18 protein-coding genes and 1 pseudogene are annotated in these 23,441 nt (G+C 73.4%); 6 read left to right on the top strand and 13 right to left on the bottom strand.

Annotated elements, in window-relative coordinates:
- The first annotated feature begins 74 nt into the window (after window positions 1–74).
- Window positions 75–1,196, top strand: a complete 1,122-nt coding sequence (locus ACZ4XJ_RS13640) for a sulfite oxidase (RefSeq protein WP_468496266.1) — start codon at window positions 75–77, stop codon at window positions 1,194–1,196.
- Window positions 1,197–1,244: 48 nt separating this feature from the next.
- Here ACZ4XJ_RS13640 and ACZ4XJ_RS13635 read toward each other — a convergent pair whose 3' ends face one another.
- Window positions 1,245–1,973 (bottom strand): SOS response-associated peptidase, encoded by a 729-nt coding sequence (locus ACZ4XJ_RS13635; protein WP_468496265.1) that lies wholly within the window; start codon window positions 1,971–1,973, stop codon window positions 1,245–1,247.
- 340 nt (window positions 1,974–2,313) lie between these two features.
- Here ACZ4XJ_RS13635 and ACZ4XJ_RS13630 point away from each other — a divergent pair, with 340 nt between their 5' ends.
- The 4 genes from ACZ4XJ_RS13630 to ACZ4XJ_RS13615 all read left to right on the top strand — a co-directional run bounded on the left by ACZ4XJ_RS13630 (window position 2,314) and on the right by ACZ4XJ_RS13615 (window position 6,234).
- Window positions 2,314–2,778 carry a DUF2199 domain-containing protein gene (locus tag ACZ4XJ_RS13630; RefSeq protein WP_362877840.1) on the top strand — a complete coding sequence of 155 codons (465 nt, stop codon included), beginning with the start codon at window positions 2,314–2,316 and terminating at the stop codon, window positions 2,776–2,778.
- Window positions 2,779–3,022: 244 nt separating this feature from the next.
- Window positions 3,023–3,280: a hypothetical protein gene (locus ACZ4XJ_RS13625; RefSeq protein ID WP_362877748.1), complete on the top strand. Its 258-nt coding sequence runs from the start codon at window positions 3,023–3,025 to the stop codon at window positions 3,278–3,280.
- Window positions 3,281–3,488: 208 nt separating this feature from the next.
- Window positions 3,489–3,989, top strand: a complete 501-nt coding sequence (locus ACZ4XJ_RS13620) for a hypothetical protein (protein WP_468496264.1) — start codon at window positions 3,489–3,491, stop codon at window positions 3,987–3,989.
- A 172-nt stretch (window positions 3,990–4,161) separates the two neighbouring features.
- On the top strand, window positions 4,162–6,234 hold the full coding sequence (locus tag ACZ4XJ_RS13615; RefSeq protein WP_468496263.1) for a SpoIIE family protein phosphatase: 2,073 nt from the start codon (window positions 4,162–4,164) through the stop codon (window positions 6,232–6,234).
- A gap of 27 nt (window positions 6,235–6,261) precedes the next feature.
- On the opposite strand, the gene ACZ4XJ_RS13610 is transcribed toward ACZ4XJ_RS13615, so the two are convergent.
- The 12 genes and pseudogenes from ACZ4XJ_RS13610 to ACZ4XJ_RS13555 all read right to left on the bottom strand — a co-directional run bounded on the left by ACZ4XJ_RS13610 (window position 6,262) and on the right by ACZ4XJ_RS13555 (window position 20,172).
- The gene (locus ACZ4XJ_RS13610) at window positions 6,262–7,479 is read right to left on the bottom strand and encodes a PP2C family protein-serine/threonine phosphatase (protein WP_468496262.1); all 1,218 of its coding nucleotides are present in this window, start codon (window positions 7,477–7,479) and stop codon (window positions 6,262–6,264) included.
- 94 nt (window positions 7,480–7,573) lie between these two features.
- Complete coding sequence (locus tag ACZ4XJ_RS13605) at window positions 7,574–9,610, bottom strand: prolyl oligopeptidase family serine peptidase (protein WP_468496261.1); 2,037 nt, start codon at window positions 9,608–9,610, stop codon at window positions 7,574–7,576.
- A 94-nt stretch (window positions 9,611–9,704) separates the two neighbouring features.
- Complete coding sequence (locus tag ACZ4XJ_RS13600) at window positions 9,705–9,974, bottom strand: hypothetical protein (RefSeq protein ID WP_362877753.1); 270 nt, start codon at window positions 9,972–9,974, stop codon at window positions 9,705–9,707.
- 88 nt (window positions 9,975–10,062) lie between these two features.
- Window positions 10,063–10,974 carry an aldo/keto reductase gene (locus tag ACZ4XJ_RS13595; RefSeq protein WP_362877754.1) on the bottom strand — a complete coding sequence of 304 codons (912 nt, stop codon included), beginning with the start codon at window positions 10,972–10,974 and terminating at the stop codon, window positions 10,063–10,065.
- Between the two features lie 102 nt (window positions 10,975–11,076).
- Window positions 11,077–11,994 (bottom strand): ABC transporter permease, encoded by a 918-nt coding sequence (locus ACZ4XJ_RS13590; RefSeq protein ID WP_468496260.1) that lies wholly within the window; start codon window positions 11,992–11,994, stop codon window positions 11,077–11,079.
- Entirely contained in the window at window positions 11,991–12,878 is an 888-nt protein-coding gene (locus ACZ4XJ_RS13585) for an ABC transporter ATP-binding protein (RefSeq protein WP_468496259.1), read from the bottom strand. The genes ACZ4XJ_RS13590 and ACZ4XJ_RS13585 overlap by 4 nt, the downstream gene beginning before the upstream one ends.
- Window positions 12,875–13,279, bottom strand: coding sequence for a GntR family transcriptional regulator (locus tag ACZ4XJ_RS13580; protein WP_362877757.1), 405 nt, complete (start codon window positions 13,277–13,279; stop codon window positions 12,875–12,877). Before ACZ4XJ_RS13580 ends, ACZ4XJ_RS13585 begins: the two co-directional genes overlap by 4 nt.
- Before the next feature lie 134 nt (window positions 13,280–13,413).
- The gene (locus tag ACZ4XJ_RS13575) at window positions 13,414–16,674 is read right to left on the bottom strand and encodes a TIM-barrel domain-containing protein (protein WP_468496258.1); all 3,261 of its coding nucleotides are present in this window, start codon (window positions 16,672–16,674) and stop codon (window positions 13,414–13,416) included.
- Window positions 16,675–16,871: 197 nt separating this feature from the next.
- On the bottom strand, window positions 16,872–17,648 hold the full coding sequence (locus ACZ4XJ_RS13570) for a class I SAM-dependent methyltransferase (RefSeq protein WP_362877759.1): 777 nt from the start codon (window positions 17,646–17,648) through the stop codon (window positions 16,872–16,874).
- A 180-nt stretch (window positions 17,649–17,828) separates the two neighbouring features.
- Complete coding sequence (locus tag ACZ4XJ_RS13565) at window positions 17,829–18,782, bottom strand: transporter (protein ID WP_468496257.1); 954 nt, start codon at window positions 18,780–18,782, stop codon at window positions 17,829–17,831.
- Window positions 18,779–19,651 (bottom strand): annotated as a pseudogene (locus ACZ4XJ_RS13560) (ABC transporter ATP-binding protein); the annotation flags it as partial. The pseudogene ACZ4XJ_RS13560 and the gene ACZ4XJ_RS13565, both read right to left, overlap by 4 nt.
- Window positions 19,652–19,749: 98 nt before the next feature.
- The gene (locus tag ACZ4XJ_RS13555; RefSeq protein ID WP_362877762.1) at window positions 19,750–20,172 is read right to left on the bottom strand and encodes a GntR family transcriptional regulator; all 423 of its coding nucleotides are present in this window, start codon (window positions 20,170–20,172) and stop codon (window positions 19,750–19,752) included.
- Window positions 20,173–20,418: 246 nt separating this feature from the next.
- Here ACZ4XJ_RS13555 and ACZ4XJ_RS13550 point away from each other — a divergent pair, with 246 nt between their 5' ends.
- A complete protein-coding gene (locus tag ACZ4XJ_RS13550; RefSeq protein ID WP_468496256.1) occupies window positions 20,419–23,346 on the top strand; it encodes a serine hydrolase in 2,928 nt (975 codons plus the stop codon).
- Window positions 23,347–23,441: the final 95 nt, after the last annotated feature.

Genomic DNA, 23,441 nt, shown 5'->3' with positions numbered 1-23,441 from the left:
AGCGCCGTCGAACCGACCCCGCAGGGCGTCGGCGACGACGTGCCGAACCCCTTCGCGCGCGCGACGATGGGGTGATGGAGGGCTCCCTCAGCGATGTCAGCACCCCGGGGCGGATCGCGGACGACGGGGAGGGCATCAGCGGGCAGGAGCTCGCCCTCGCCGCCCGCAACCACGGGCTCCCGCTGGAGGCCCTGCGCTACGAGGTCACCCCGGCCGGGCTGCACTACGTGCTCGTGCACTACGACATACCCCTGGCGGACGACGCCGGCTGGCGGCTGTCCGTCGGCGGGCTCGTGCGCAGACCCCTGGAGCTGGACCTGTCGGCGCTGCGCGCCCTGCCCGCCGTCACCCACCGGGTGACGATGGAGTGCGCGGGCAACGGTAGGGCCCGGCTGTCGCCCCGGCCCGTGAGCCAGCCGTGGCTGGTCGAGGCGGTGGGCACGGCGGACTGGACGGGCGTCCCGCTGCGGACGGTCCTCGCGGAGGCCGGGGCGCTGCCGGGAGCGGTCGAAGCCGTCTTCACGGGCGCCGATCACGGGGTCGAGCGGGGCGTGGAGCAGGACTACCGGCGCAGTCTGCCGCTGGGGGTGGCCACCGGCGAGGACCCGCCGGTGCTGATCGCCCACACGATGAACGGGGTGCCCCTGCCGCCGCAGCACGGGTACCCGCTGCGGCTGGTCGTACCGGGCTGGTACGGCATGGCGCACGTGAAGTGGCTGCGGGACATCACCCTGACCGACGTTCCGTTCACCGGCTTCCAGCAGAGCGTCGCCTACCGGTACCGGCAGGCAACCGACCTCCCCGACGACCCCGGGGTTCCCGTCACCCGGATCCTGCCGAGGGCCCTGATGGTTCCGCCGGGCTTCCCCGACTTCATGTCGCGGGCCCGCGTCGTACGGCCGGGCCCGGTGCGGTTGGAGGGGCGTGCCTGGTCGGGCGGCGGGCCCGTCGTACGGGTCGAGGTGAGTACGGACGGGGGCACGTCCTGGGTACGGGCCCGGCTGGCGGCCCGGGAGCCAGGCGGGTGGGCCTGGCAGGCGTGGCGCTGCGACTGGACGACCACTCCCGGCACCCACACCCTCGCGGCCCGCGCCACCGACGCCGAGGGCCGCGCCCAACCCTTGGAACAGCCCTGGAACCTCGGGGGTTTCGGCAACAACCTGGTCCAGCGGGTACCGGTGCTGTGCTGCCGCTGAGCCGCGACGAGGGCCTCCGGGGCGGGCTTGCGGGCAAGGCGGGCCGCTCTACGCGTCGGCCAGCAGCTCGGGGCCGTTGTTGCGGACGTTGTTCACGGCGGTGGACACGGCACGGACGTCCAGCCGGCCGCCGGAGGGGGCCGCGAGGAGGGCGCGCAGGGCGTGCGGGTCCTGGTGGCCGGGATCGAGCCAGGTGTCGTAGTCGGCCGGCGCGAGGGCGAGCGGCATCCGGGGGTGGACGCGGCCGGCGGCGTCGGTGGCCTCGGTGGTGATGACGGTGCAGGTCGCCCACCAGGCGGCCGGGTCGTCCGCGTCGGCCACGGAGGGATCGCGCCAGAACTCGTACAGGCCTGCCATCGCCATGATCCCGCCGTCCTCGGGACGGATGAAGTACGGCTGCTTGTACGCCTTCGCGTGCTCGGTGGCCGCCACGGGCTGCCATTCGTAGAAGCCGTCGGCGGGCAACAGGCAGCGGCGCTTGGCGAACGCACGCCGGTAGGCGGGCTTCTCCTCGACCGTCTCGACCCTGGCGTTGATCATCTTGGCCCCGCTGTTCGGGGCCTTCGACCAGGACGGCACCAACCCCCACCGCAGCGGGCGCAGCTGCCGCTCCCACACGCCGCTCTCTCGGTCCGCTCGCTCCAGCACCGCCCACACCGGGTCGGTCGGAGCGACGTTCCAGCTGGGCGGAACCTCGGAGTCGCCCTCCCACCGGGTGACCCCGAACAGCCCGCTCAGGTCCTCGGGCCCCCGGGTGGCTACGTATCGACCGCACATCCCCCCACCCTGCCACGCCCTCCACCCCCACGCCCCGACCCCGCCGCCCACCGGCGCAGGTTCTTCGGACCCGGCAGGTGCCTCCCCGGGTGGTGGGGGTGGTCACTGGTGCTGTGACCGGAAAGGTCCACCGGGTCGCGGCGCCCGGCACGGCACCTCGCCGCGTTGTCGGACCACGGAAGTACGTCCAGTACGAACCACGACCCTCCGCCTCGCGATGCACCGCACCGAACACCGCGACCCGGCAAACCCTTCCGGCCACAGCACTAGGCTCGGTGGCATGAGTGATGATCTCGGATTCTCCTGCGTCCGTTGCGGCGCGCACCATGCGGAGGTGCCGATGAACTACACGGCGCAGGCTCCGGCCGGATGGGACGCGGCGTTGGCCGACGCGGAGGGCTGCCTGCTCTCCTCGGAGCAGTGCGTGATCAACGCACAGCACTATTTCGTCAAGGGCATGATCGAGATACCGGTCATCGGCAGCACCGAGGTGTTCTCCTGGGGCGTCTGGGTCTCCCTCAGCCCGGAGAACTTCTCCCGCACGGCGGACCTGTGGAACACGCAGGGCCGGGAGTCCGAGAGTCCGTACTTCGGCTGGCTCACCACCGACCTGCGGCTCTACCCGCGCACCACCCTCAACCTGAAGACCCGTGTCCACACCCGACCGGTCGGCGAACGCCCCTCCGTCGAACTGGAGCTCACCGACCATCCCCTCGCCGTCGAGCAACGGACGGGCATCACGTGGGACCGCGTGCGCGAGATCGCCGCGGCCTTCCTCCACCCGACCGGCGACGGCCCGTGGTGACGTCCCACGGAACGGCGATCGCACGGGCCGGGACCGCCCGAGGTCGCCGGCGGGCGGCCGTCGGCGCGGCGAACCCGGACGCCCTCGCGCTCCTGGACGAGCACGGCCGCACGAAGCGGATCCGCGCCACGGCCCGAGCCGGCCTGGGGCGACCGGACTCCGGCGACGCGGGATCCGCAGGTACCCGCCGGGGGCCGGGGGGTGTCCGGATGCGGGGGTGCGGGTGGGGCGGGAGGGTGGGGGGATGGAGCACGCACCGATCGTCGTACACCGCATCTCGCCGTCCGGGGGTCGGCGGGTGACCCTGCGCACCCCGGGGGGCGAGGCGGCCCTCGGTGTCGCGCACGAGGACCGCGACGTGATCGAGTTCCTGCGCCGCGCGGCGGTGCCCGACCCGGACGACCTCGTGCTGGGCGGGGACTCCACCCTGCTGGAGTGGCAGGGCGACGGGCCGCACGTCTACGAGGCCGAGGCCGATCCGGTCCCGTCCGACCTGCCCTGACCGTCGCCGCGTGGGTCTCCGGAGCGGTACTCCCCCGCCACCCGCGCCGGCGGCCGAATTCCGGCCAATTCATGTTGTGCTCATGACATCTCAAGACCCCTGTGGGAATCTCCCTGGCGCACGCACCGCAGTGCACCGCAGTGCGCGCTCCGCACTCCGCACCGCCCTCGCGCCACACCCCCACAAGGACGTGTCAAGGAGGAGCGACATGAAGCACCTCGTGAAATTCGCCGTGACGATGGTGGCCGTCGCGGCCACGGTCGGCGCCGCCACGACCGCCGCAGCGTCCGGTGGCGCCGCCGACCGCAAGGTCGACGGCGTCATCGTCGTAGCGGGCAACACCTGCACCTGGACCAACGCGAGCACCAGCGCCGAACCGCCCGCCGCCCTGACGGTCGACCGGGCCACCATCAACAAGCCGGGCGGCAACCTCGCCTGCGACGGCGGCATCAAGGCCACCCTCAACAACAACCCGGCGTTCACCTTCGACGACGCGGCCGCCACCGCCCGGGCCGACCTCATCGACATCACCGGGCAGGCGAGCTTCATCACCTGTCGCTACAAGGCGTCGAACATCGTCTGGGACCGCGACGGCGCCACCCGCACGTACGTGAACCAGCCCTTCACCGCCACCAAGGCCTCGGGCAGCTTCCTGTGCCCGGGTTCCGTCGCCACCCCGGCCGGCGGCGCCTCCATGCTGTTCCGCTGACCGCTGAACGGCCGATCGTTCCCGGTTCCGAGCAGGACCGCCCCCGCCCGGAACCGGGCCCGGCGACGGGCCCGTACCGCCCCCCGCGGCCCCCCGCCCGCCACACCGGGCTCGCAGGTCGGCGCACGGGGCCGCAGCATGGAAGCACGCGCCCTGGACGAGGAGGCCGGTCATGGCCGAGGAGGACTCCCCTCAGCATGCCGCCGGTCCCCTGGTGGGGGCGGCGACAGCAGGAGGGTTGCTCGACGTCCTCGGCGTGGCCTCCATCGTCCTGGACGACCGGGGCCGGATCAGGCTGTGGAGCCCGCAGGCCCAGACCCTCTTCGGGTACACCGCCGAGGAGGCCTTGGGCCAGTACGCGGCGCAGCTGCTGGTGGAGGAGGGCCACCGCGACGAAGTGCTCACCCTGTTCGCCCACGTCATGACCGGTGAGGGCGCTTGGGCCGGATCGTTCCCCACCCGGCACCGGGACGGCCGGACCGTCATCGTGGAGTTCCGCAACATGCGGCTGGAGGCCGAGAGCGGTCGGCGGTACGCACTCGGTCTGGCGTCCGAGCAGGCCACCCTGCGGCGCGTCGAGCGGGACCTGGCCCTGTCGCTGCGCCTGGTCGACCAGTCCCCCATCGGCCTGGCCGTCCTCGACACGAACCTGCGGTACGTCCTGATCAACCCCGCCCTGGAGCGGATCAACGGGGTCCCCGCGGACCAGCACCTGGGTCGGCGGATCGGGGAGGTGCTGCCCTTCCTCGGCTCGTCCGCCATCGAGGCGCGGATGCGCCGCGTCATGGAGACCGGCGTACCGATGCTCGACGAGTTCACCACCGGCCGGATCCCGGGCGACAGGGGCGATGAGCACGCCTGGCTGGTGTCGATCTACCGGCTCGACGACCAGGCCTCCCGGACCATCGGGGTCGCCGTGTCCGTCGTGGACGTCACCGAACAGCACCGCACGGCCGTGTCCGCCGCGCACGCCCGGCGCCGGCTGTCCCTGATCGCGGACGCCTCCGTCCGCATCGGCACCACCCTCGACCTCGACATCACCGCCCGGGAACTGGCCGACGTCGTCGTCCCGGAGGTCGCCGACATCGCCGCCGTCGACGTGCTCGACACCATCCTGACCGGTACCCGGCCCGGTGAGGCGTCGCGGGACGGCTCCGTGCGGTTCCGTGCGCTGGCGCTGAAGTCGGGCTACCGCAATGCGGCCGAGGACGCCGCGGACCCCGTCGGGGAGGTGACGCTGTACGGTCCGGGCCGGCTGGTGACGCGCTGCGTCCGTACGGGCCGGCCGGTCCTCGTACCGCGGGTGCTCCCCGCGGACCTGCCGCGCATCGCCCGGAACGAGGAGGCGGCCCGGATGCTGGGCGCGGCCGGGCTGCACTCCTACCTGGCGGTCCCGCTGATCGCCCGCGGGCAGGTCCTCGGCGCCCTCGACCTCAAACGGACCCGCAACTCCGCGCCCTTCGGGCAGGACGACGTCCTGCTCGCCTCCGAGCTGGCCGCGCACGCGGCCGTGTCCATCGACAACGCCCGCTGGTACCAGCGCGAGCGGCACACCGCCCTCGCCCTCCAGCGCCACCTCCTGCCGCAGGACCCCCGCACCGCCCCGGGGTTGGAGATCGCCTACCGCTACCAGCCGGCCGGGGCCGCCGACGAGACCGGCGGCGACTGGTTCGACGTCGTCCCGCTCCCCGGGGACCGGACCGCGCTGGTCGTCGGCGACGTGATGGGCAGCGGCATCAACGCCGCCGCCACCATGGGGCAGCTGCGGGCCACCGCGCGGGCGCTGGCCCGCCTCGGGCTGGAGCCCGCGACGGTCCTCACCCACCTCGACGCGGCGACCGCCGACCTCGGCGAGGCCATGGCCACCTGCGTGTACGGGGTCTACGATCCGCACACCCGGCTGTGCCACATCTCGACGGCCGGGCACCTGCCGCCCGTGCACCTGCGCCCCGGCCGTCATCCGCGGCTGTTGCGGCTGAGGACGGCGGTGCCGCTGGGCGTGGGCGGGGTGCCCTTCCACACCACGAGCGTGACCCTCGGTCCCGGTGACGAGCTGGTCCTCTACACGGACGGCCTGGTCGAGACCCGTGACCAGGACATCGACACCCGGCTGCTCACCCTGACCGACCTGCTGGCGGGACCGCACCGCCCGCTGGAGGACACCTGTGACCTGTTGCTGTCGGCCCTGCGCCGCCCCGACACGCACGACGACGTGGCCCTCCTCATCGCCCGCGCCTTGCCGTAGGCCTGCCCGTGGACCGGTCGGCACCGGTCAGCCGTGCGGGGCGCGGGCCCTGACGCGGGCGGCGAGGACGGCGACGTCGTCCTCCGCGTGCCGTGCGTCCAGGCCGATCACGACGGCGTCGGCGACCTCGGCCACTCCCCCGCCGGCCGGGATCCGCAGGGCCGTGAGGCGGTCCAGGGAGGTGTCGATGTCCTCCCCGCGCCGCTCGACGAGCCCGTCCGTGTACAGCAGCAGGGTGTCGTCCTCGCCGAGCGGATGGGCCACGGACTCGTAGCCCCCGAGGCCGGTGCCCAGTGGCGGTCCCACCGGGACGTCGACCAGCCGGCCGACCCCGTCGGCCCCGAACAGCGCGGGCGGCAGGTGACCGGCACTGGCGTACACGGCAGTGCCGCGCGCCGGGTCGACCCGTACGAGGAGGCAGGTCGCCGGTCGGCGGGCCGCGTCCTCGGCGACGAGGGAGTCGAGCTGGCGCAGCACCCGGTGCGGGGGCAGGTCGGTGGAGGCGACCTCGCGCAGGGTGGAGCGGTAGGCGTTCATGTCCACGGCGGCGTCTAGGCCGTGCCCCATGACGTCGCCGACGACGAGCAGGGTCCGGCCGAAGTGCAGCCGTACGGTCTCGAACCAGTCGCCGCCGACGAGGGCGCTCGTCCCGACGGGCAGGTAGCGGCCCGCGACGAGGAGGTTGGGGTGCGGCCTGCCCGGGTCTGCGACGAGGGCCCGCTGGAGGTTCAGCGCGACGCTCTCGGTGGCGGCGAGCCGCCGGGCGTGGCGTACGTGGACGGCGGCGACCCGGGCGGCGAAGTGCAGGACCGCCGCTTCGGCGTCGGTGAAGCCGGTTCCGGAACGGACGGCCAGCAGGGTCCCGTACGAGGCGCCCTGCCGGGCGAGCGCGACGGACAGGCCGTGCACCGGGGCGCGGCCCGGGCGCTGGGTCCAGCTGCGCATCGGGTGTCCGCCGTCGATGGCCCGGACCGCGGGCCGCACGGCGCGCAGGGGGGCGCGCAGCAGGTGGGCGGCCCCGGCGACGGCGACGCGTTCGGTGACGCCGTCGACGGTCAGGTCGACGGCGGCGGCGTCGCCCAGGGTGCGCAAGACGTACGCGGCCAGTTCGCGGCAGGTGGTGCGTTCGTCGTCGGTCGTGCCGATCGCGTCGAGGGTCTCGGTGACGGTAGGTGGGACGTGCGGCCCGCGGTCGGGGGACGGCCGGGAGTCGGGGTGGGGGTGCGCGCCGTCGTGTTCCGACACAGTGCCTCCGCCCGTGGGGCGGCCCCGTGCGGGCCGCCGACCCGCCCATTCCACCAGCCGCGGCGGCGGACGGGCCGGGCAGCGCGCCGGGGTGTCAGTGCCCGGGGGTGAGCCGCTCCCACAGGAAGGTGTGCACGAGGGCTTCGTTGAAGGCCGTCTGCGCGTGGTCGGTGGCGCCCGCGTGGCCGCCGCCGAGGTGTTCGTGGAAGAGCACGGGGTGGCCGTGTTCCCGCAGTCGGGCGGCCATCTTCCGGGCGTGCCCGGGGTGCACGCGGTCGTCGCGGGTGGAGGTGAGCAGCAGCAGCGGAGGGTACGGGGGGCCCTCGGCGCGGATCCGGTGGTACGGGGAGATCCGCTCCAGGTGGGGCCGGTCGGCGGGGTCGTCGGGGTCCCCGTACTCGGCGACCCAGCTGGCCCCGGCGAGGAGCTTGTGGAAGCGGAGCATGTCCAGGAGCGGTACGTGGGCGACGACGGCGCCGAACAGCTCGGGGTCACGGGTGAGGACGGCGCCCATCAGCAGGCCGCCGTTGCTGCCGCCCTCGATGCCCAGTTGGGCGGGGGTGGTGATGCCGCGGGCGGTGAGGTCGCGGGCGACGGCGGCGAAGTCCTCGAAGGCGCGGACGCGGTGGGCGCCGAGGGCGGCCTGGTGCCAGGCCGGGCCGTACTCGCCGCCGCCGCGGATGCCGGCGACGACGTACGTGCCGCCGCGCGTGAGCCAGGTCCGGCCGGTGACGGCGCTGTAGTGCGGGGCGAGGGAGATCTCGAAGCCGCCGTACCCGTAGAGGAGGGTGGGTCCGGGGCCGGGGCGGTCCTCGGGGCCGATGACGAAGTAGGGGACCCGGGTGCCGTCCGCGGACGTGGCGAAGTACTGGTGGACGGTGAGGCCGGTGGTGTCGAAGAGGGCCGGGCCCCGCTTGACGCTCTCGCCGCCGTCGTCGGCGCCCGCGGTGCCGCGGTGGAGGGTGGAGGGCTGGAGGTGGCCGGAGACGTTCAGGAAGTATTCGTCGCCGACGTCGGGGTCGGTGCACACGACGGACGCCGTGGACAGCGGGGGCACCCCGGCGAGGGGGCGGCGCCGCCAGCCGTCCGGGCCGGGGGTGAGCAGCTCCATGCGGGAGCAGACGTCGGCGCGGATGCTGAGGATGAGGTGGTTGCGGGTCCAGCTGAAGTCGGCGAGGGCGGTGCGTTCGTCGGGGGTGAACAGGACGGCGGGCTCGCGCGCGCCGGCCAGGTAGGCGTCGAAGTCGAACGCCAGGAGGCTGCCGGGTGCGTGGCCGAGCCACGGCGAGCGGGTGGTGACCAGGAGCCACCGGCGGTGGACGGAGGCGTGCGCGTCGTCGGGTACGTCGATCCGCAGCGGTGGGGCGTCGCCGTCCTGCGGCAGGAGGAACAGTTGCTGGTTCCAGAAGTCGATCTGCCGGTGGACGAAGTCCCTTTCGAATCCGGGGGTGTCGTCGTGCCAGCCGCTCGCGGAGAGGTCCGTGGGCTCGCCCGTCCAGACGGTCTCGGCCCGGTCGAGGGGGGTGCCGCGGCGCCAGCGGCGGGCCTGGAGCGGGTAGCCGGACGGGGACATCGAGCCGGGGCCGAAGTCGGTGCCGATCCAGACGTGGTCGTGGTCGATCCAGCCGATGCGGGTCTTGGCCTCCGCGACCTCGAAGCCGCCTTCGACGAACTCCTTCGTCTCCAGGTCGAATTCGCGCACCACACTGGCGTCGGCCCCGTCGCGCGAGAGGAGCAGCAGCGCGTGCCGGTGGTCGGGGGCCAGGACGCGGCTGCCCGCCCAGGACCACTTCTCGCCCTCCGCGTCGGCGAGCGCGTCGAGGTCGAGGACGGTTTCCCAGGCCGGGTGCTCGGTGCGGTACTCCTCCAGGGTGGTGCGCCGCCAGATCCCGCGGACGTGGTCGGCGTCCTGCCAGAAGTTGTAGAGGTGCCGGCCGCGGCGGACCGGGTACGGGATCCGGCCGTCGTCGTCGAGGACCTCGCGCACGTCCTGCTCCAGCGGTTTGAAGCCGGGAGAGGCGGTCAGCGCGGCCACGGTTTCGGCGTTGCGGTCCCGGACCCAGTCGAGGGCCGCTTCGCCGGTCACGTCCTCCAGCCAGAGGTAAGGGTCGTTGGGGGCTTCTTCGCTCATCCGCCGATTGTGCCGCAGGCCCGGCCGGGCGACGTGCGCCTCCCGGGCCGGACCGGCCGGAACCCGGCCCGTGCCGGCCCGTCGGCGTCAGGGGTCAGTCGTCGAGGAGTCCGAAGCCCTCGGGGAACTCCTCCAGGAACTCGCGGCGGTCCGGGTCGACCTCGGCCTCGGCCATCGTCCCCAGCATGTCCGCCAGTTCGCCGCGCTGGTCGGCCGACAGCTCGCCCACGAGGTGGGCGACCCCCTCCAGGACCTTGACGGCGTCGTCCGCGTCCATGGGCTCCTCCTCGCTGTCCTCGACGAAACGGATTACGTCGACCAGGGCCTCGGCCAAGGCGTGGGTCAGCGACGGGTACACGGGCATGAGGGTGATCTCCCAGCAGGTTCACGACAATAGAGCCCGCTCATCCCACCACGGACCACCGACACCCCGCGCCCCGGGGCCGGGTTGATCAGGCCTCGCGCCGGTGGAGGCCTTCCAACAGGGCCAGTTCGGACCCGGTCAGGCGCAGGGCGCCCGCCGCGACGTTGGCGACGAGGTGGTCGGGGTTGCCGGTGCCGGGGATGGCCAGCACGTGCGGGCCGCGGTGCAGGGTCCAGGCCAGGCGGACCTGGGCCGCGCTCGCGCCGTGCGCCCTCGCGACGGTGAGCACCTCCTCGCTCTCGGCGCCGCTCGCGCCGCCCTCGCGTCCGGTGGTGGCGATCGAGTAGAACGGGACGAACGCGATGCCCTGCTCGCCGCAGGAGCGTACGAACTCGTCCTGGTCGGGCCGCATCCCTATGCCGTACGGGTTCTGCACGCAGACCACCGGGGCGATGGCCCGGGCTTCGGCGAGCTGCTCGGGAGTGACGTTGGAGACGCCGAGGTGCCGGATGAGTCCGGCCTGTCGGAGGTCGGCGAGGGCACCGAAGCGTTCGGCGACGGAGTCGGTGCCGAGGATGCGCAGGTTGACCACGTCGAGGTGGTCCCGGCCGAGCTGGCGCAGGTTCTCCTCGACCTGGCCCCGCAGTTGCGCGGGGCCGGCGTGGGCGGTCCACGCGCCGGACTGGTCGCGGCCGGGTCCGACCTTGGTGGCGATGACCAGGTCGTCCGGGTAGGGGCCGCCCAGGGCGCTGTTGATCAGTTCGTTGGCGGAGCGCAGCGGGGAGAAGTAGAACGTGGCGGTGTCGATGTGGTTGACGCCGAGGTCGATCGCCTTGCGCAGGACGCCGATCGCCCGGTCGCGGTCCCCCGATACCGCGTCGGCGCGCAGCGCGGCGCCGTTCTGCGGGAGGCGCATCGCGCCGAAGCCGATGCGGTTGATCTCCAGGTCGCCGAGCTTCCAGGTCCCCGAAGCCGATGCGTGGGTCGATTCTGTGGTCATGGCGTGCATGATCACCCATGCGGCGGGACGGTCGCCAACGGATTGACGGGCCGTACGCGGCCGGCCGCCGCGGCGGCTCGACGCGTACGGCCCGCGCCGGCGTCAGCCCCGACGGGAGCGCAGGATGCGGAAGGCGGCGTGGAGGGCGAGGGCCGTCAGGGCCAGGACGGCGGCGGTTTCGATGAGTTGGGTCTGCCAGTAGTGCGCGTACGGGTGGTAGTCGACGTACCGGCCGGTGACCTGGAGGTCCGCGGCGCAGGACGCGAGGTCGCCGGACGAACTGTGGCAGCCCCAACCGGGCATGCGCTCGCCGGTGGCCTTGAGGAGGCCGGATTCCATCAGGAATGCGGATCGGGGCATTCCCATTTCCGGCCGTTCGGCGAGCGGGGTGGTGATGGTCACCGGGGGGAGGACGGACCAGCGCAGGAACCCGAACACCACGACCACCAGGCCCGTGACGGCGCCGGCGACGAGCAGGGCGGGCAGGGTGCGTCGGATCCACTGCCCGACGACGGCTCCGACGCCCACGCCGAGCAGGCAGTAGGCGACGACGACCGGTCCGGTCGCTTCGTAGGTGCCCCGGTCGGCCCAGGAGAGCTGATAATTGCCGGCCACCGGAGCCCAACCGAAGCGGTACACCCCGATCATGGCGGCCGCACAGGCGGCTGACAGCACCGCGGCGACCACGACCTTGGAGGCGAGCCAGGCCTTCGGCGTCGTCGACTGGGTCAGGGCGAGCCGGTACGTTCCGCTCTCCATCTCCCGGGCCAGCATCGGGCCGGCCACGAACGCGGCGATCAGCACCGGCAGGAGCAGCATGCCGCGCCCGGCGCCTTCCAAGGCGCTGGGCCGCAGGTCGTACCAGATGTTCGGATCCAGGGTGCCCCGCGGCGAGGACAGCACGCGCAGGGCGACGGCGACGACGAGGCTCGCGGCGACGGCGGCCGGCAGGGCCCACAGGGCGCGCCGGTGTTGGCGGACCGTGACCCAGTGGGGGCCCTTCAGGGTCAGCGCGCTCATCCCCGCACCGCCTCGGCGCCGGAGGGCTGGAGCACCAGGGGCGGGGCGTCGGGGGCGCGGAGATGCGCGAGCAGGAGTTCCTCCAGGGTCGGGTGCGCCGCGTGCCAGGTGCCGGTGTCGACCGGGCCGACCGGCCGTACGAGGCTGATCAGCTGTCGGCCGGTGGTGCGGGATTCGACGACGGTGTGCGCGGCGAGTTCGCCGGCGGCCGCGGCGGGGCCGGTGAGCAGGCTGTGGGCCGTGATGACGTCCTCGATGGGACCGGAGAGGCGGATCCGGCCGCCGTCGACGAGGAGCAGCTGGTCACAGGCCCCTTCGAGCTCGGTGAGGATGTGCGAGGACATCACCACGGAGGTGCCGTTCTCGGCGGCGTCGCCCATGAGCAGGCCCATGAGTTGCTGCCGGGCGAGGGGATCGAGGTCGGCCATCGGTTCGTCCAGCAGGAGCAGCGCGGGCCGCTTGGCCAGGGCGAGCGCGAGGGCGACGCGGGTGCGCTGACCTCCGGAGAGCGTTCGTATGCGGGCGTCCTCGCGGAGTCCGCCCGCTTCGACGATGCGTGCCGCCTTCGCGGCGTCCCAGCGGTCGGGGTTGAGTTCGTGGCCCATGCGCAGGGTCTCGCCGATGGTGAGCTGCGGGTACAGGGGCTTGTCCTGGGCCACGTACGCCAGCGTCTCGCGGGAGGCGGCGACGGTGAGGGAGCCCTCGGTCGGGCGTTCCAGGCCCGCCGCGAGCGTGAGGAGGGAGGACTTGCCCGCGCCGTTGGGGCCCACGAGCGCGCAGACCCGGCCCGCGGGGAGCCGGAAGGAGCAGTCGCGCAGGGCCCAGGCCCCCTTCCGTCCGTAGCGCAGACCGAGGCCTTCCGCCTCGATCGCCATGTCGTTCACGCGTCGTCCCCCTTGAAGTGTTCGTCGAGCTCGAAGTGTTCGTCGAGTGCCGCGGTGAAGAGGGCGGCCACGTCGTCCCGCGCGAGGCCGGCCTCGCCGGCGCGTCGCGCCCAGTCGGCCAGTTCCTCCCACAGGGGCGAACCGGCGGGCGCGGCGCCCAGGGTCCGGCGGACGAAGGTGCCCATGCCGCGTCGCGCTTCGACGAGGCCTTCGCGCTCCAACTCCCGGTAGGCCTTGAGGACCGTGTTCGGGTTGATGGCGGTCGCCTCCACGACCTCGCGCGCGGTGGGCAGTTGATCGCCGGGTTCCAACAGGCCGAGCCGCAGGGCCTGTTTGGTCTGCTGGACGATCTGGAGGTAGGTGGCCATGCCGCTGCGCCGGTCGATGCGGTACTCCAGCACGCCCTCGCACCACCCTTTCACTAATGAAGTAGTGAAAGGGTGGTACAGGGCAGGGGTGAATGTCAACCTCGCTTTTCAGTGCGGTGAGTTGGTGACCCGATGGAGCGCCGGGTCGCCCCCGGCCGGGTGACGGTTCAGGGGGTGAGCGTCCAGCGCTGGGAGGGGGTGCCGGTGCAGGTGGTGCGGGTGAGCCGGGTGCCGTTGGCGGTGCCGGACCCGGCCGGGGTGAGGCACTGGTCGGCGGTGCGCAGACTGCCGTCCGGGGCGGTCCGCCAGTGCTGGCCGGGACTGCCGTCGCAGCCCCGTACGGTGACCTTCGCCGGGTCGGCGCCATCGAGGCAGACCCCGGCGAGGCCGGTGAGGCGGCCGTCGGGATGTGACGTCCAGCGCTGGTTCGGGCCGCCGTGGCAGGAGTACAGGGTGGGCTCGGTGCCGGGGGTGGTGGCGCTGTGCGGGAGGTCCGCGCAGCGCGACGAGGCGGCGTTGACGAGGGTGACGTCGGCCGGGAGCGGTGCCGGCCGACCGGTCAGGGTGAGTTCGGCCAGGCTGATCCAGGGTCCGCGGCCGCCGGCTTCGGTGAGGGCCCGGAGCCTGACGTAGCGGCCGGTCCGGGGGGCGAGGGAGACGCTCTGCGGGCCCGCGACGTCGGCGAGGGCCCCGGTGGCCGCCGGGATGCCCCAGTCGGCGGTGGAGTCCGATACGTACACCTCGTAACCGCCGATCCGGCCGTTGACGCCGCCGTCCTGGCGGGGCAGCACGCCGAGCCCGTCGACGGTGTGGCGGGCTCCGAGGTCGAGGACGATCTCGTGCGGCAGCGCGGCCGGCGCGCCGGTGGACCACGCCGTGTGCCAATGGGTGGCGGGGTTGCCGTCGAAGGCGTTGCGCGCGGCCCCGTTCTCCGCGGCGGCCTCCTGGCTGTCGGCGGAGACCAGGCTCCACCGCGACGGGTCCAGGGGCGGCGAGCCGGCCGGCACCGGATCGGCCGCCGGGACGGCCACCCCGGCGGCGGTGACGGTGAACGCCCCCGACCTCACACCGGACTTGACCCACAGGATGCCGGCGCGGTCGGCCGGGTCGAAGTACCAGCCCGTCGTGGCCGCGTCGTAGGCGCTCCGGTCGGCGAGGCGGGCAAGGGGGGCGCCGTCCAGGGTGAGGGCGGTGGGTGCGGAGGCCACGTGCAGGCTGAACTCGTAGCCGCGCGAGGCGGGTTTGCCGGTGTAGTGGCCGGTGGGGGCGCCGACGGCGACGGTGACCGAGCCGGTTCCGGTCGTGGGGGCGGTGACGTCCACGCGCTGGCGGGCGAAGGCGCCCGACTCGTGGGCCCGGGTCAGGCCGTCGTCCTCGTAGAGGGTGAAGGTGGAGGCCCCGCGCGGGTGGATGTCGTAGGTGAGGGTGGAGACGGGCTTCTCGCCGGTGTGGTTCATCTGCGGCCACATCGGGACGATCGCGCCGCCCTTCACGAACAGCGGGAGGGTGTCGAGGGGCGCCCGGTAGCCGTTCGACCAGCCCGGTCCGGCGTACGTCCGCCCGCTCCAGTAGTCCGTCCAGGTCCCCGCGGGCAGGTAGATGCCGTCGCGCACCGAGGTGTCGGAGACGACGGGCGCGACGAGGAAGGAGTCGCCCGCCATGAACTGGCCGCTGGTGGCGTTGCCGCGGGCCACCGGGTCGTCGGGGTGCTCCAGCACGAGGGCGCGGGTGCTGGGCACGCCGCTCTCGTGGGCGACGCGGCTCATCGTGTACAGGTAGGGCATCAGCCGCATCTTCAGCTGGAGGTATGTGCGGTTGATGGACAGGTACGGTTCGGCGAACCGCCAGGGCTGCTTGTCCTGGTAGCCGGCCGACGGGCCGGTGGCGCCCCAACCGGACATGGTCATGAAGGCCGGGGTGAAGGCCTTCCACTGGAGGTCGCGGACGTACGTCTTCGGGCTGCCGCCGAAGATGCCGTCGACGTCGCCGGCGGCGTGGTTGAGGGCGGAGAGGCCGGCTCCGGCGAGGGCGGGGACGTGCCAGCGCATGTCGTCCCAGGTGCCGTGGGTGTCGCCGGTCCACACGACGGCGTTGCGCTGGGTGCCCGCCCAGCCGTCGACGGTCCAGACGTAGCGGCGGGCGTCGGAGTTCTTCTCGATGCCCTCGACGGCCTGCCGGACCCCGTCGAAGGCGTACTTGTAGCCGCCGCCGATCCACGCGACGTCCGTCTTGACGCCGCGGCTGCCGGCCTTGCCGACCTCTTCGGCGATGGACCCCAGGCCCGTGGACGTCCACAGGCCCGTCCGGAATCCCTTGGCCGCGAGGGCGTCGACGGTGGACTTCAGGGGTGCGGTGTAGCCGCACCCGTAGCCGTCGTTGGGCAGGAACCAACCCGAGGGCATGTCGGCGGCGCGGGCGTCGGTGGCGTAGCCGACGACATCGGGGGTGCTCTGGTGCCGAAGGCGGTCGTGGCGGCCCTGGTAGTCGGGGTTGGAGGCGTTGAAGCAGTCCGCGTTGCCGAGTTCGAAGCCCCACAGGGGCGCCATGAAGGGTTTGCCGCTGACGTCGGTGTACGCGTCGAGGACGGATTTCAGGGAGTCCCCGGTGAAGTACCAGGCGTCGAACCGGTCCTCGTCATGGGTGAGGGCGGTGGGCGCGTCGAAGGCGTACGAGCCCGGGGCCCAGGTGTTGCGCATGACGCCGTAGCCGTTGGTCGACATGTAGAAGGGGGCCGGGCTGGCGTTGTCGTTCTCGCGCCACTTGTTGTCCACGGCGACGGGCACGGTCTTGCCGCGCAGCGCCCATTCGCCGAGCCGTAAGCCGGTGCCGTAGAACTGTTCGTCGGCTCCCCGGGCCAGGTACTGGGTGGTCTTTCCGCCGCCCCAGCTGGTGGGCCGGGTCTCCTGCCAGATGAGGGTGGAGTCGTCGGCGCGGTGGACCGAGAACCGCAGGGGTGACTTCTCGACGCGGATGGAAACGGCCGCGGTGGTGATCCGGTGGTGGGCGCCGGCGTCGGTCCAGTCGGCGTTCACCGGGCCGAAGTCGGTGGTGGGCGCGAGGTCGGAGCCGGCCGGGTCGTCGGTGAAGGAGCCGTCGGGCGAGATCCGGATCCGGAAGACGTCGGCGCGGGCGATCGTCACCCGGGCCTTGGCCCCGCTGGACGTGCTGATGGTGAAGGCGTTGCCGGCCCGGGTGATCCCGGTGACGTCGCCCGCCGTCACCGTCGGGGCACTCGCGGCCCGGGCCGGTACGGGTCCCGCCGCGCGGGCGGTCGCCGGGCCGACGGCGGCGAGTCCCGCGACGGTAAGGGCGGCGGCCAGCAGGGCCTTGAGCGGGGCCCGACGGCGGGGGCGTGCGCTCCGGCGCGGGGGCCGGGGTGGGGGCGAGGGTGGGGGGACGTGCCGGTCGCGCCTGGTGCTCGGTGTCATCGGGCAGCTCCTCGTGCGGTCCGGATCGCGGACACACCGCTTTGGCATGCTCCCGGCAACATAGCGGTCCCGAGGGTCCGTTTGAAGGAAGTTGCTCGAAGTCGTCTCGTACCACGCACTTTTGAGCACTTCACGCAGACGTGCTCGCCCCCGTCCGCCCCGGGGAGCCGTTGCGACGGCTCCCCGGGGCGGATCGCTCAGGCGGCGGTGACGCGGATCTTGGACTGGCCGTGACCGAGGTGCTCCCAGTCCTCCATGAAGCGGGCCCGCAGACCGTGCTTGGCCGCGAGGTCCACGAGGGTCTGCGTGCGGTAGTAGAAGTCCTCGCGCAGGACCTGGTGTTCGACGCCCTCCGTCCGGTCGAAGGTGAAGTCGAACCGGCCGCCGGGCGCCAGCACGCGCCCCACATGGGCGAGGCATTCGTCGATGATGTGCAGCGGCGAGTGCGAGAAGACGCTGTGGGCGTGCACCACGTCGAAGTGGTGGTCGGGAAGGAAGTCCAGGGTCAGGTCCTGGGTGATCGTCAGGTGCGGCAGTTTGGCCTGGAGTCCGCGGCCCGTCAGGGTCTGCTTGGCGGCGATGAGGATGTCGGGCGATATGTCGATGCCGTAGTAGTGGCCCGCGTCCAGGTGCTCGATGAAGCGCCAACCGGCCCGCAGGTTGCCGCAGCCGATGTCGAGCATCCGGTGCCGGGGCGTCAGGCCGTGCTGCACCAGGTAGTCGAACTGCATCTTGCCGAGCGCCAGCCACCGGTCGTGGCTCTGGCTGCCGACGGCCGCCTCCGGGTTGCGGCCGGTGTCGGAGGCCATGACGGCGCGGTAGTACCCCACGTGGTCGGGGTGCTTGAAGCGCAGCCAGCCGTCCCGGGCGGCCCGCCGGACGTACGGGGCGATGCGGGTCGGGTTGCCCAGCGCGTAGCGGACCTTGTGCCCGACGCCGGCGCGGTTGGCGGTGAGGTTCTTCTTGGTGGCCATGAGGGGTCCCCCCTGGGGTACGGAGAAGAGGTGCGGGGTGGTGCGGCGCACGCCGTGCGGCGGGTCGGGCCGTACGGCGGACAGGTGATGGGGCGGTTCGGGCCGGGCGGTCGGCGACGCGGTCAGGGGGTCGGCCGGTACGAGGGCCCAGCCCCTACCGCGCCTCGGCGCGGGCGGCCGTCAGGCGGTGCGGCGGCGCAGGACGGCCAGCGTGACGGCGATCAGGACGGCCGCAAGGCCCAGGTAGAGCGCGGTGTCGATCCACTGGAAGGTCCAGAAGTCGCTGCTGGGATAGACCTTGTGGTAGCGGCTGGTGAAGCCGTTCTCGTCCATGCACTGCTGGGCGTCCCACCCGGACGTCTGGCACCATTCGCCGATGGAGAACTCCCGGCCGTCCGGCGTGCGGTAGCCGAACTCGCCCGTGGACCAGGCGCTGCCGACGAGCCGCTTGGGCGTCATGCCCGGCGTGATCCGGACCTCCGGGTCGATCCAGGAGGTACGGAAGTAGGTGACGGCGAGCATGGTCGTGCCGATCACGCCGAAGGTCGCTCCCATGGCCGGTAGCACCTTGCCCACGAGCAGCCCCGCGAGGGTGCCGACGGCGAGGGCGAACAGGGCGGTGGCGAGCGGGGCCGGTCCGGTCGCGTTGTAGACGACGGCGTCGTGCCAGTAGGGGCCTTCGAGGGTGTTGGCGATCGGCAGCCACCACCAGGCGACGAGGGCCGCGACGACCGCCGAGGCCAGCAGGGCGAACAGCGCCGCGAGGCCGAAGCGGGCGGCGAACCAACCACGCGGGCCGACGCCCTGGGTCAGGGCCACCTTGAACGTGCCGCTCTCCAACTCCCGGCCGATGAGCGGGGCGCCCCAGAACACGCCGATGAGGGCGGGGATCGTGAACCCCAAGGTGCCGAGCATCCGGATGCCGTCGACGTTGCCGTTCATGATCTCGTAGGTGGCGACGCCCTCGCAGCCGCCGTTCCACCCCGGGCAGGGCACCCACCCGTACTCCTCGATCAGTTGCATCATCCCGGAGCGCTGGTACGCGACCCAGACCGCGCAGCCGAGGAGCAGGGCCGTGGCGGCCAGGATCAACAGCCGCTGCTGGCGCCAGGCCAGCCAGAGGGCGCCCTTCATGCGGCGACCTCCGTCGTCGTGGCGTCGGTGTCGGTGTCGGCGTCGGCGTCGGCGTCGGCGTCGGCGTCGCCGACGGTGGGTCGCGGTGAGCGCAGGTGAGCGAGCAACAGGGTTTCCAGGGAGGGGGTTTCGGCGATCCACCGGTCGCCCGGTGTGAAGGGGGCGCCGGGGGACGTACGGACGAGGGCGGTGACCTGACGGCCACTGGCGGCGGCGTGCACGACGGCGTCGCGGTCGAACGCGCGCGGCAAGCCGTCCGGCTCCATCGGGTCGGCCCGGCCGGTGAGCCAGGTGTGCGCGTCGCAGAGTTCCATCACGTCCCCGGCGAGCCGGACGGCGCCGTCCTGGAGGAGGACCACGTGGTCGCAGACGTCCTCCATCTCGGCCAGGACGTGCGAGGACATCAGGATGCCGGTGCCGCGTTCGGCGGCCTCCGTCATCAGCAGGGACATGACCTCGTGCCGGGCGAGCGGGTCGAGGTCGGCGAGCGGTTCGTCCAGCAGGAGCAGGTCGGCCCGCTTGCCGAGCACCAGCGCCAGGGCGACCCGGGTCCGGTTGCCACCGGAGAGGGAACCGATCCGGGCGCCGAAGGATACGTTCCCCTGGCGTACGAGCCGTTCCGCGGCGGTCTGGTCCCACTGGCCGGGGTTGAGCCTGCGGCCCAGTCCGAGGGTTTCCTCGACGGTGAACCCGCTGTGGAGCGGTTTCTCCTGCGCGAGGTAGGCCGTGCGCCGGCGCGCCTCGCGGGTGCCGGGGGCGGCGTCGAAGACACGTATGCGCCCGCCGGTCGGGCGCATCAGCCCGACGGCGAGTTGGAGCAGCGTGCTCTTGCCCGCGCCGTTGGGGCCGACGAGCGCGGTGATGCGCCCGGGGGGCAGTTCCAGGTCGCACCCGCGTAGGGCCGGCCTGCCGCGGAACTCCCTGCGGAGGTTCGTCGCCCGTAGTGCCGGCGCGTGGGTCGGATCGCTCACGCCGTTTCCTCTCTCGACGTACCGGACCCGTCGGGCCCGGAGGTGCTGAAGCTGTCGTCCACGGCCGCCGCCACGAGCGCCGTGATGTCCTCCCGACCCAGACCCGCCTCGCGCGCCCGGAGCATCCAGGCGGCCAGGGCCAGGCGCAGCGGCGAATCGGCCGCCGCGCCGGGGTGGGACAGGGACCGGCGTACGAAGGTTCCGGCGCCGGGGCGCGGCTCCACGAGCCCCTCGCGCTCCAGCTCCCGGTAGGCCTTGAGGACGGTGTTCGGGTTGATGGCGGTCGCCGCGACCACTTCGCGGGCCGTCGGCAGCCGGTCACCCGGTTCGAGCACACCCAGGCGGAGCGCCTGCTTGACCTGGGTGACGAGCTGCAGATAGGTGGCGACGCCGCTACGACGGTCGACTCGGAATTCCATCAGCTCCACCTCATTCCACTAACACGTTAGTGGAATAGTGCAGGGTGGAACGGTGATCGTCAAACCCCGGCGGCGGAGTATGACCGAACGGTCACAGCTTCCGGCGCGGGGAACGCGGGGGCGGGAACGCACATCTAGGGATGCGGCGGGCTCCGGAGGAGCGCGCCGACGTGTCGGCAAGAACCGGCCGGTTCGGCGCCGCGGGAGCGGCCCGACCGGTCGTGAGCAGCAAGGTGGGCGCTGGAGATGAAGGCGGAATCGGTGGCGGGCGAGGCGACGGCGGCCGGCGGCGACGGAGCGGCGGGTTCGGGGTCGGGGTCGGGGAACGGAACGGCCGCTCCGGCCCCGGACCGCACCCCGCGGGACACCCCGGCGCGGGAGCACGCCGGGGAACGGACCCCGACCCCGGGCCAAGCGGAGAACACCGACGACGGGGCGAACACTTCGCAGGAGCGGGCGGGTTCTCCACGCCGGGAGGACAACGCCGGGGACCCGTCACGGACCCCGACCACGACCCCGACCTCGACCCCGACCGAGGCATCGGCGCGACCGGCTCGGAGTTCGAGCCCGGCCGACGCTTCCGGGCAACCGACCGACGCCGACGACGCGCAGGACACGACCCCGGGCCCCGGTGACGAGGCCGCGCCGGCAAGCACCCTGGAGGCCGACGCCGAGGCGGACACGCCCACCGACTCCTCCACCGCCGGCTCTCACGCGGATGCGGACACAGGAGCCGACCCGGACGCGGGTGCGGACCCGCACCCGAGCGTCGAGCCCGACCCGGGTGCCGACACGGACGCGCGCGGCGACGCGGGCACCGACAAGGCCGCCGACGCCGACGCGAGCGACGACGCGAGCAACCACACAGGCACCGGCACGCCCCCGGATACCGCCACCGACGCGGGCGGCCCTGCGGACGACCGCGCGGGTGGCGACGCGGACACAGAGGCAGAGGCCGACGTCGATGCGAGCGGCGACGCGGGCGCACGCGGTGCGGCCGCAGAGGCAGAGGCCGACGCGATCGCCAAGGCCGACGCCGACGCGAGCGATAACGCGGACGCGGACGTCGACGCAGAGGCCGACGCCGACGCGAGCGACACGCCTGCCGGCGTCAACGCCGACCGGGACGCGGGTGCGCACCCGGACAGCGCCGAGCCGCGCGCGGGCACGCCGGCCGACGCCGACCCGAGCACCATCGCCGCTGCCGAACCGGACCCGAGCGCGAGCGCGGAACCGGGCCCGAGCGCGAGCGCGGACCCGGATCCGGACGCCGCCGCACCGGCGGACGCGGACTCCCCGGAGCAGGCGTCCGGCGGCTCGGCGGACACCTCCCGGGACGGAGCCGGCGAGGCGCGGCCCCCGGTTGAACTGCCGCAGAAGCAAAGGGCGCCGGCGGCCGACTCCGCCACCGCAGCCGGCGCCCGCACCGAGCCCGACGCCGCCGAGCGGTATGCCGACCACGCCGACGCCGCAGGATCGCGCACCCCGGCCGACACCGACGCCCCCACCGACCCCCGCACGGCCCTCCGCAGCCAGAACGACGCCCCCGACTCGACCCCCGCAGTCGATGCCCGGGCCGACGGGACCGACTCCGGCACCCCGAAACCCGAGCCGGAACCCGACCCCAAGGGCACGGACCCCGCCTCCGCGGACGCCGATGCCACCGACCCCGAAGCCGTCGCGGCCGACGCGGCCACCGCCGACCCCGCGCCCGCCCCCGCGCACGAGGCCCCCGAACCCGCCGACGACCCCGAGCGCACCAGCACGTTCCTCGCGCTCAAGGACCACCGCTCGGGCCGCGCACCGGCGGCCCCCGCGCCCGCGCGGCCCGCTGTCGCATCCCCGGCGCACCAAGCGCCCCCCGCGCCGATGCCCCCGCTCGACCTGCTGGCCGAGCTGACCAACACCGCTCCCCCGCCGGAGACCCCGCGTCGCACGATCACGCGCCGCGTCAAGGTGTGGACGCCGATCGTGCTGCTGCTCGGCGCCGCCGCCGTCGGGGGGCAGTTGCTGCGTCCCCTGCCGGCGCCGCAGCTCGTCGCGAACTCGACCACGTACGCCCTGGAGGGCAGCACGCAGATCCCCTGGCCCGCCAAGGGCCAGGCTGCGGTGCGGGTCCCGGGCGCCGGCGACGTCGGCTCGTTCGGCGAGCAGAAGCCCGTGCCGACCGCCAGCGTCGCGAAGGTGATGACCGCCTACGTCATCCTCAAGGGGCATCCGCTGCGCAAGAACGAACCCGGTCCGCGCATCGAGGTCGACGCGGCGGCGGTGGCGGACGGTACCGCCGAGGACGAGTCGCGCATCGAGGGGTTGAAGGCCGGGACGACCTTCAGCCAGCAGGACATGCTGAAGATGCTGATGATCCCCTCGGGCAACAACATCGCCCGTCTGCTGGCCCGTTGGGACACCGGGACCGACTCCACGGACGCGTTCGTCGCGAAGATGAACGCGGCCGCCAAGGAACTCGGGATGAACGACACCACGTACACCGATCCGAGCGGGCTGGACGCCGGTACCGTCAGCACGGCCGCCGACCAGATCAAGCTGGGCGAGGCGGTGATGAAGGAGGAGGCGTTCCGCGCGGTCGTGGCGATGCCCAACGCGACCATCGAGGGCCTGCCGAAGCCGATCAACAACAACAACGACAACCTGCTGCTGGCCAACGGCCTGAGCATCAAGGGCATCAAGACCGGGTCGAGCACGCCCGCCGGCGGCACCCTGCTCTGGGCGGCGTACAAGACGGTCGGCAGCGAGACGCAGCTGATACTCGGCGCGATGATGGAGCAGCGGGTGGACGGCCCGGACCCGAACGCCACGAAGGCGCTGGGGCTTGTGAAGGAGAACAGCCGGAAGGTCATCGAGGCGGTCCGCAGCGCGCTGAACTCCACGACGGTCATCCGCAAGGGCGAGCTCGTCGGGCACCTGTCGGACGGCCTCGGCGGTTCGACGCCGTTGGTGGCCACGAAGGACGTCAACGTCATCGGTGTACCGGGGCAGGAGCTGCGGCTGTCGCTCGCCCCGGGCTCCAAGGCCGTTCCGCACGAGGCGAAGGCCGGTACCGAGGTCGGCGTGCTCACCGTGGGCGAGGGCGATGGGGCGAAGTCCGTGCCGGTCGCGGTCGGGAGCACGCTGGACGGGCCGTCGTTCGGCGCCCGGGTGACGCGCCTGTCCTGATCACCGGGGCACAGGCACTCTCCCTGGCCCCGCCCCCACCCACGGCCGTTCGGACGGCGCGCGCCACGCGCCCGTCCGGACGGCCGAACGCGCCC

This window comes from Streptomyces sp. NPDC029836, assembly GCF_055574495.1.
Note: the sequence above shows the minus strand (reverse complement) of the source record. Positions and strands in the feature narration are given on the sequence as shown.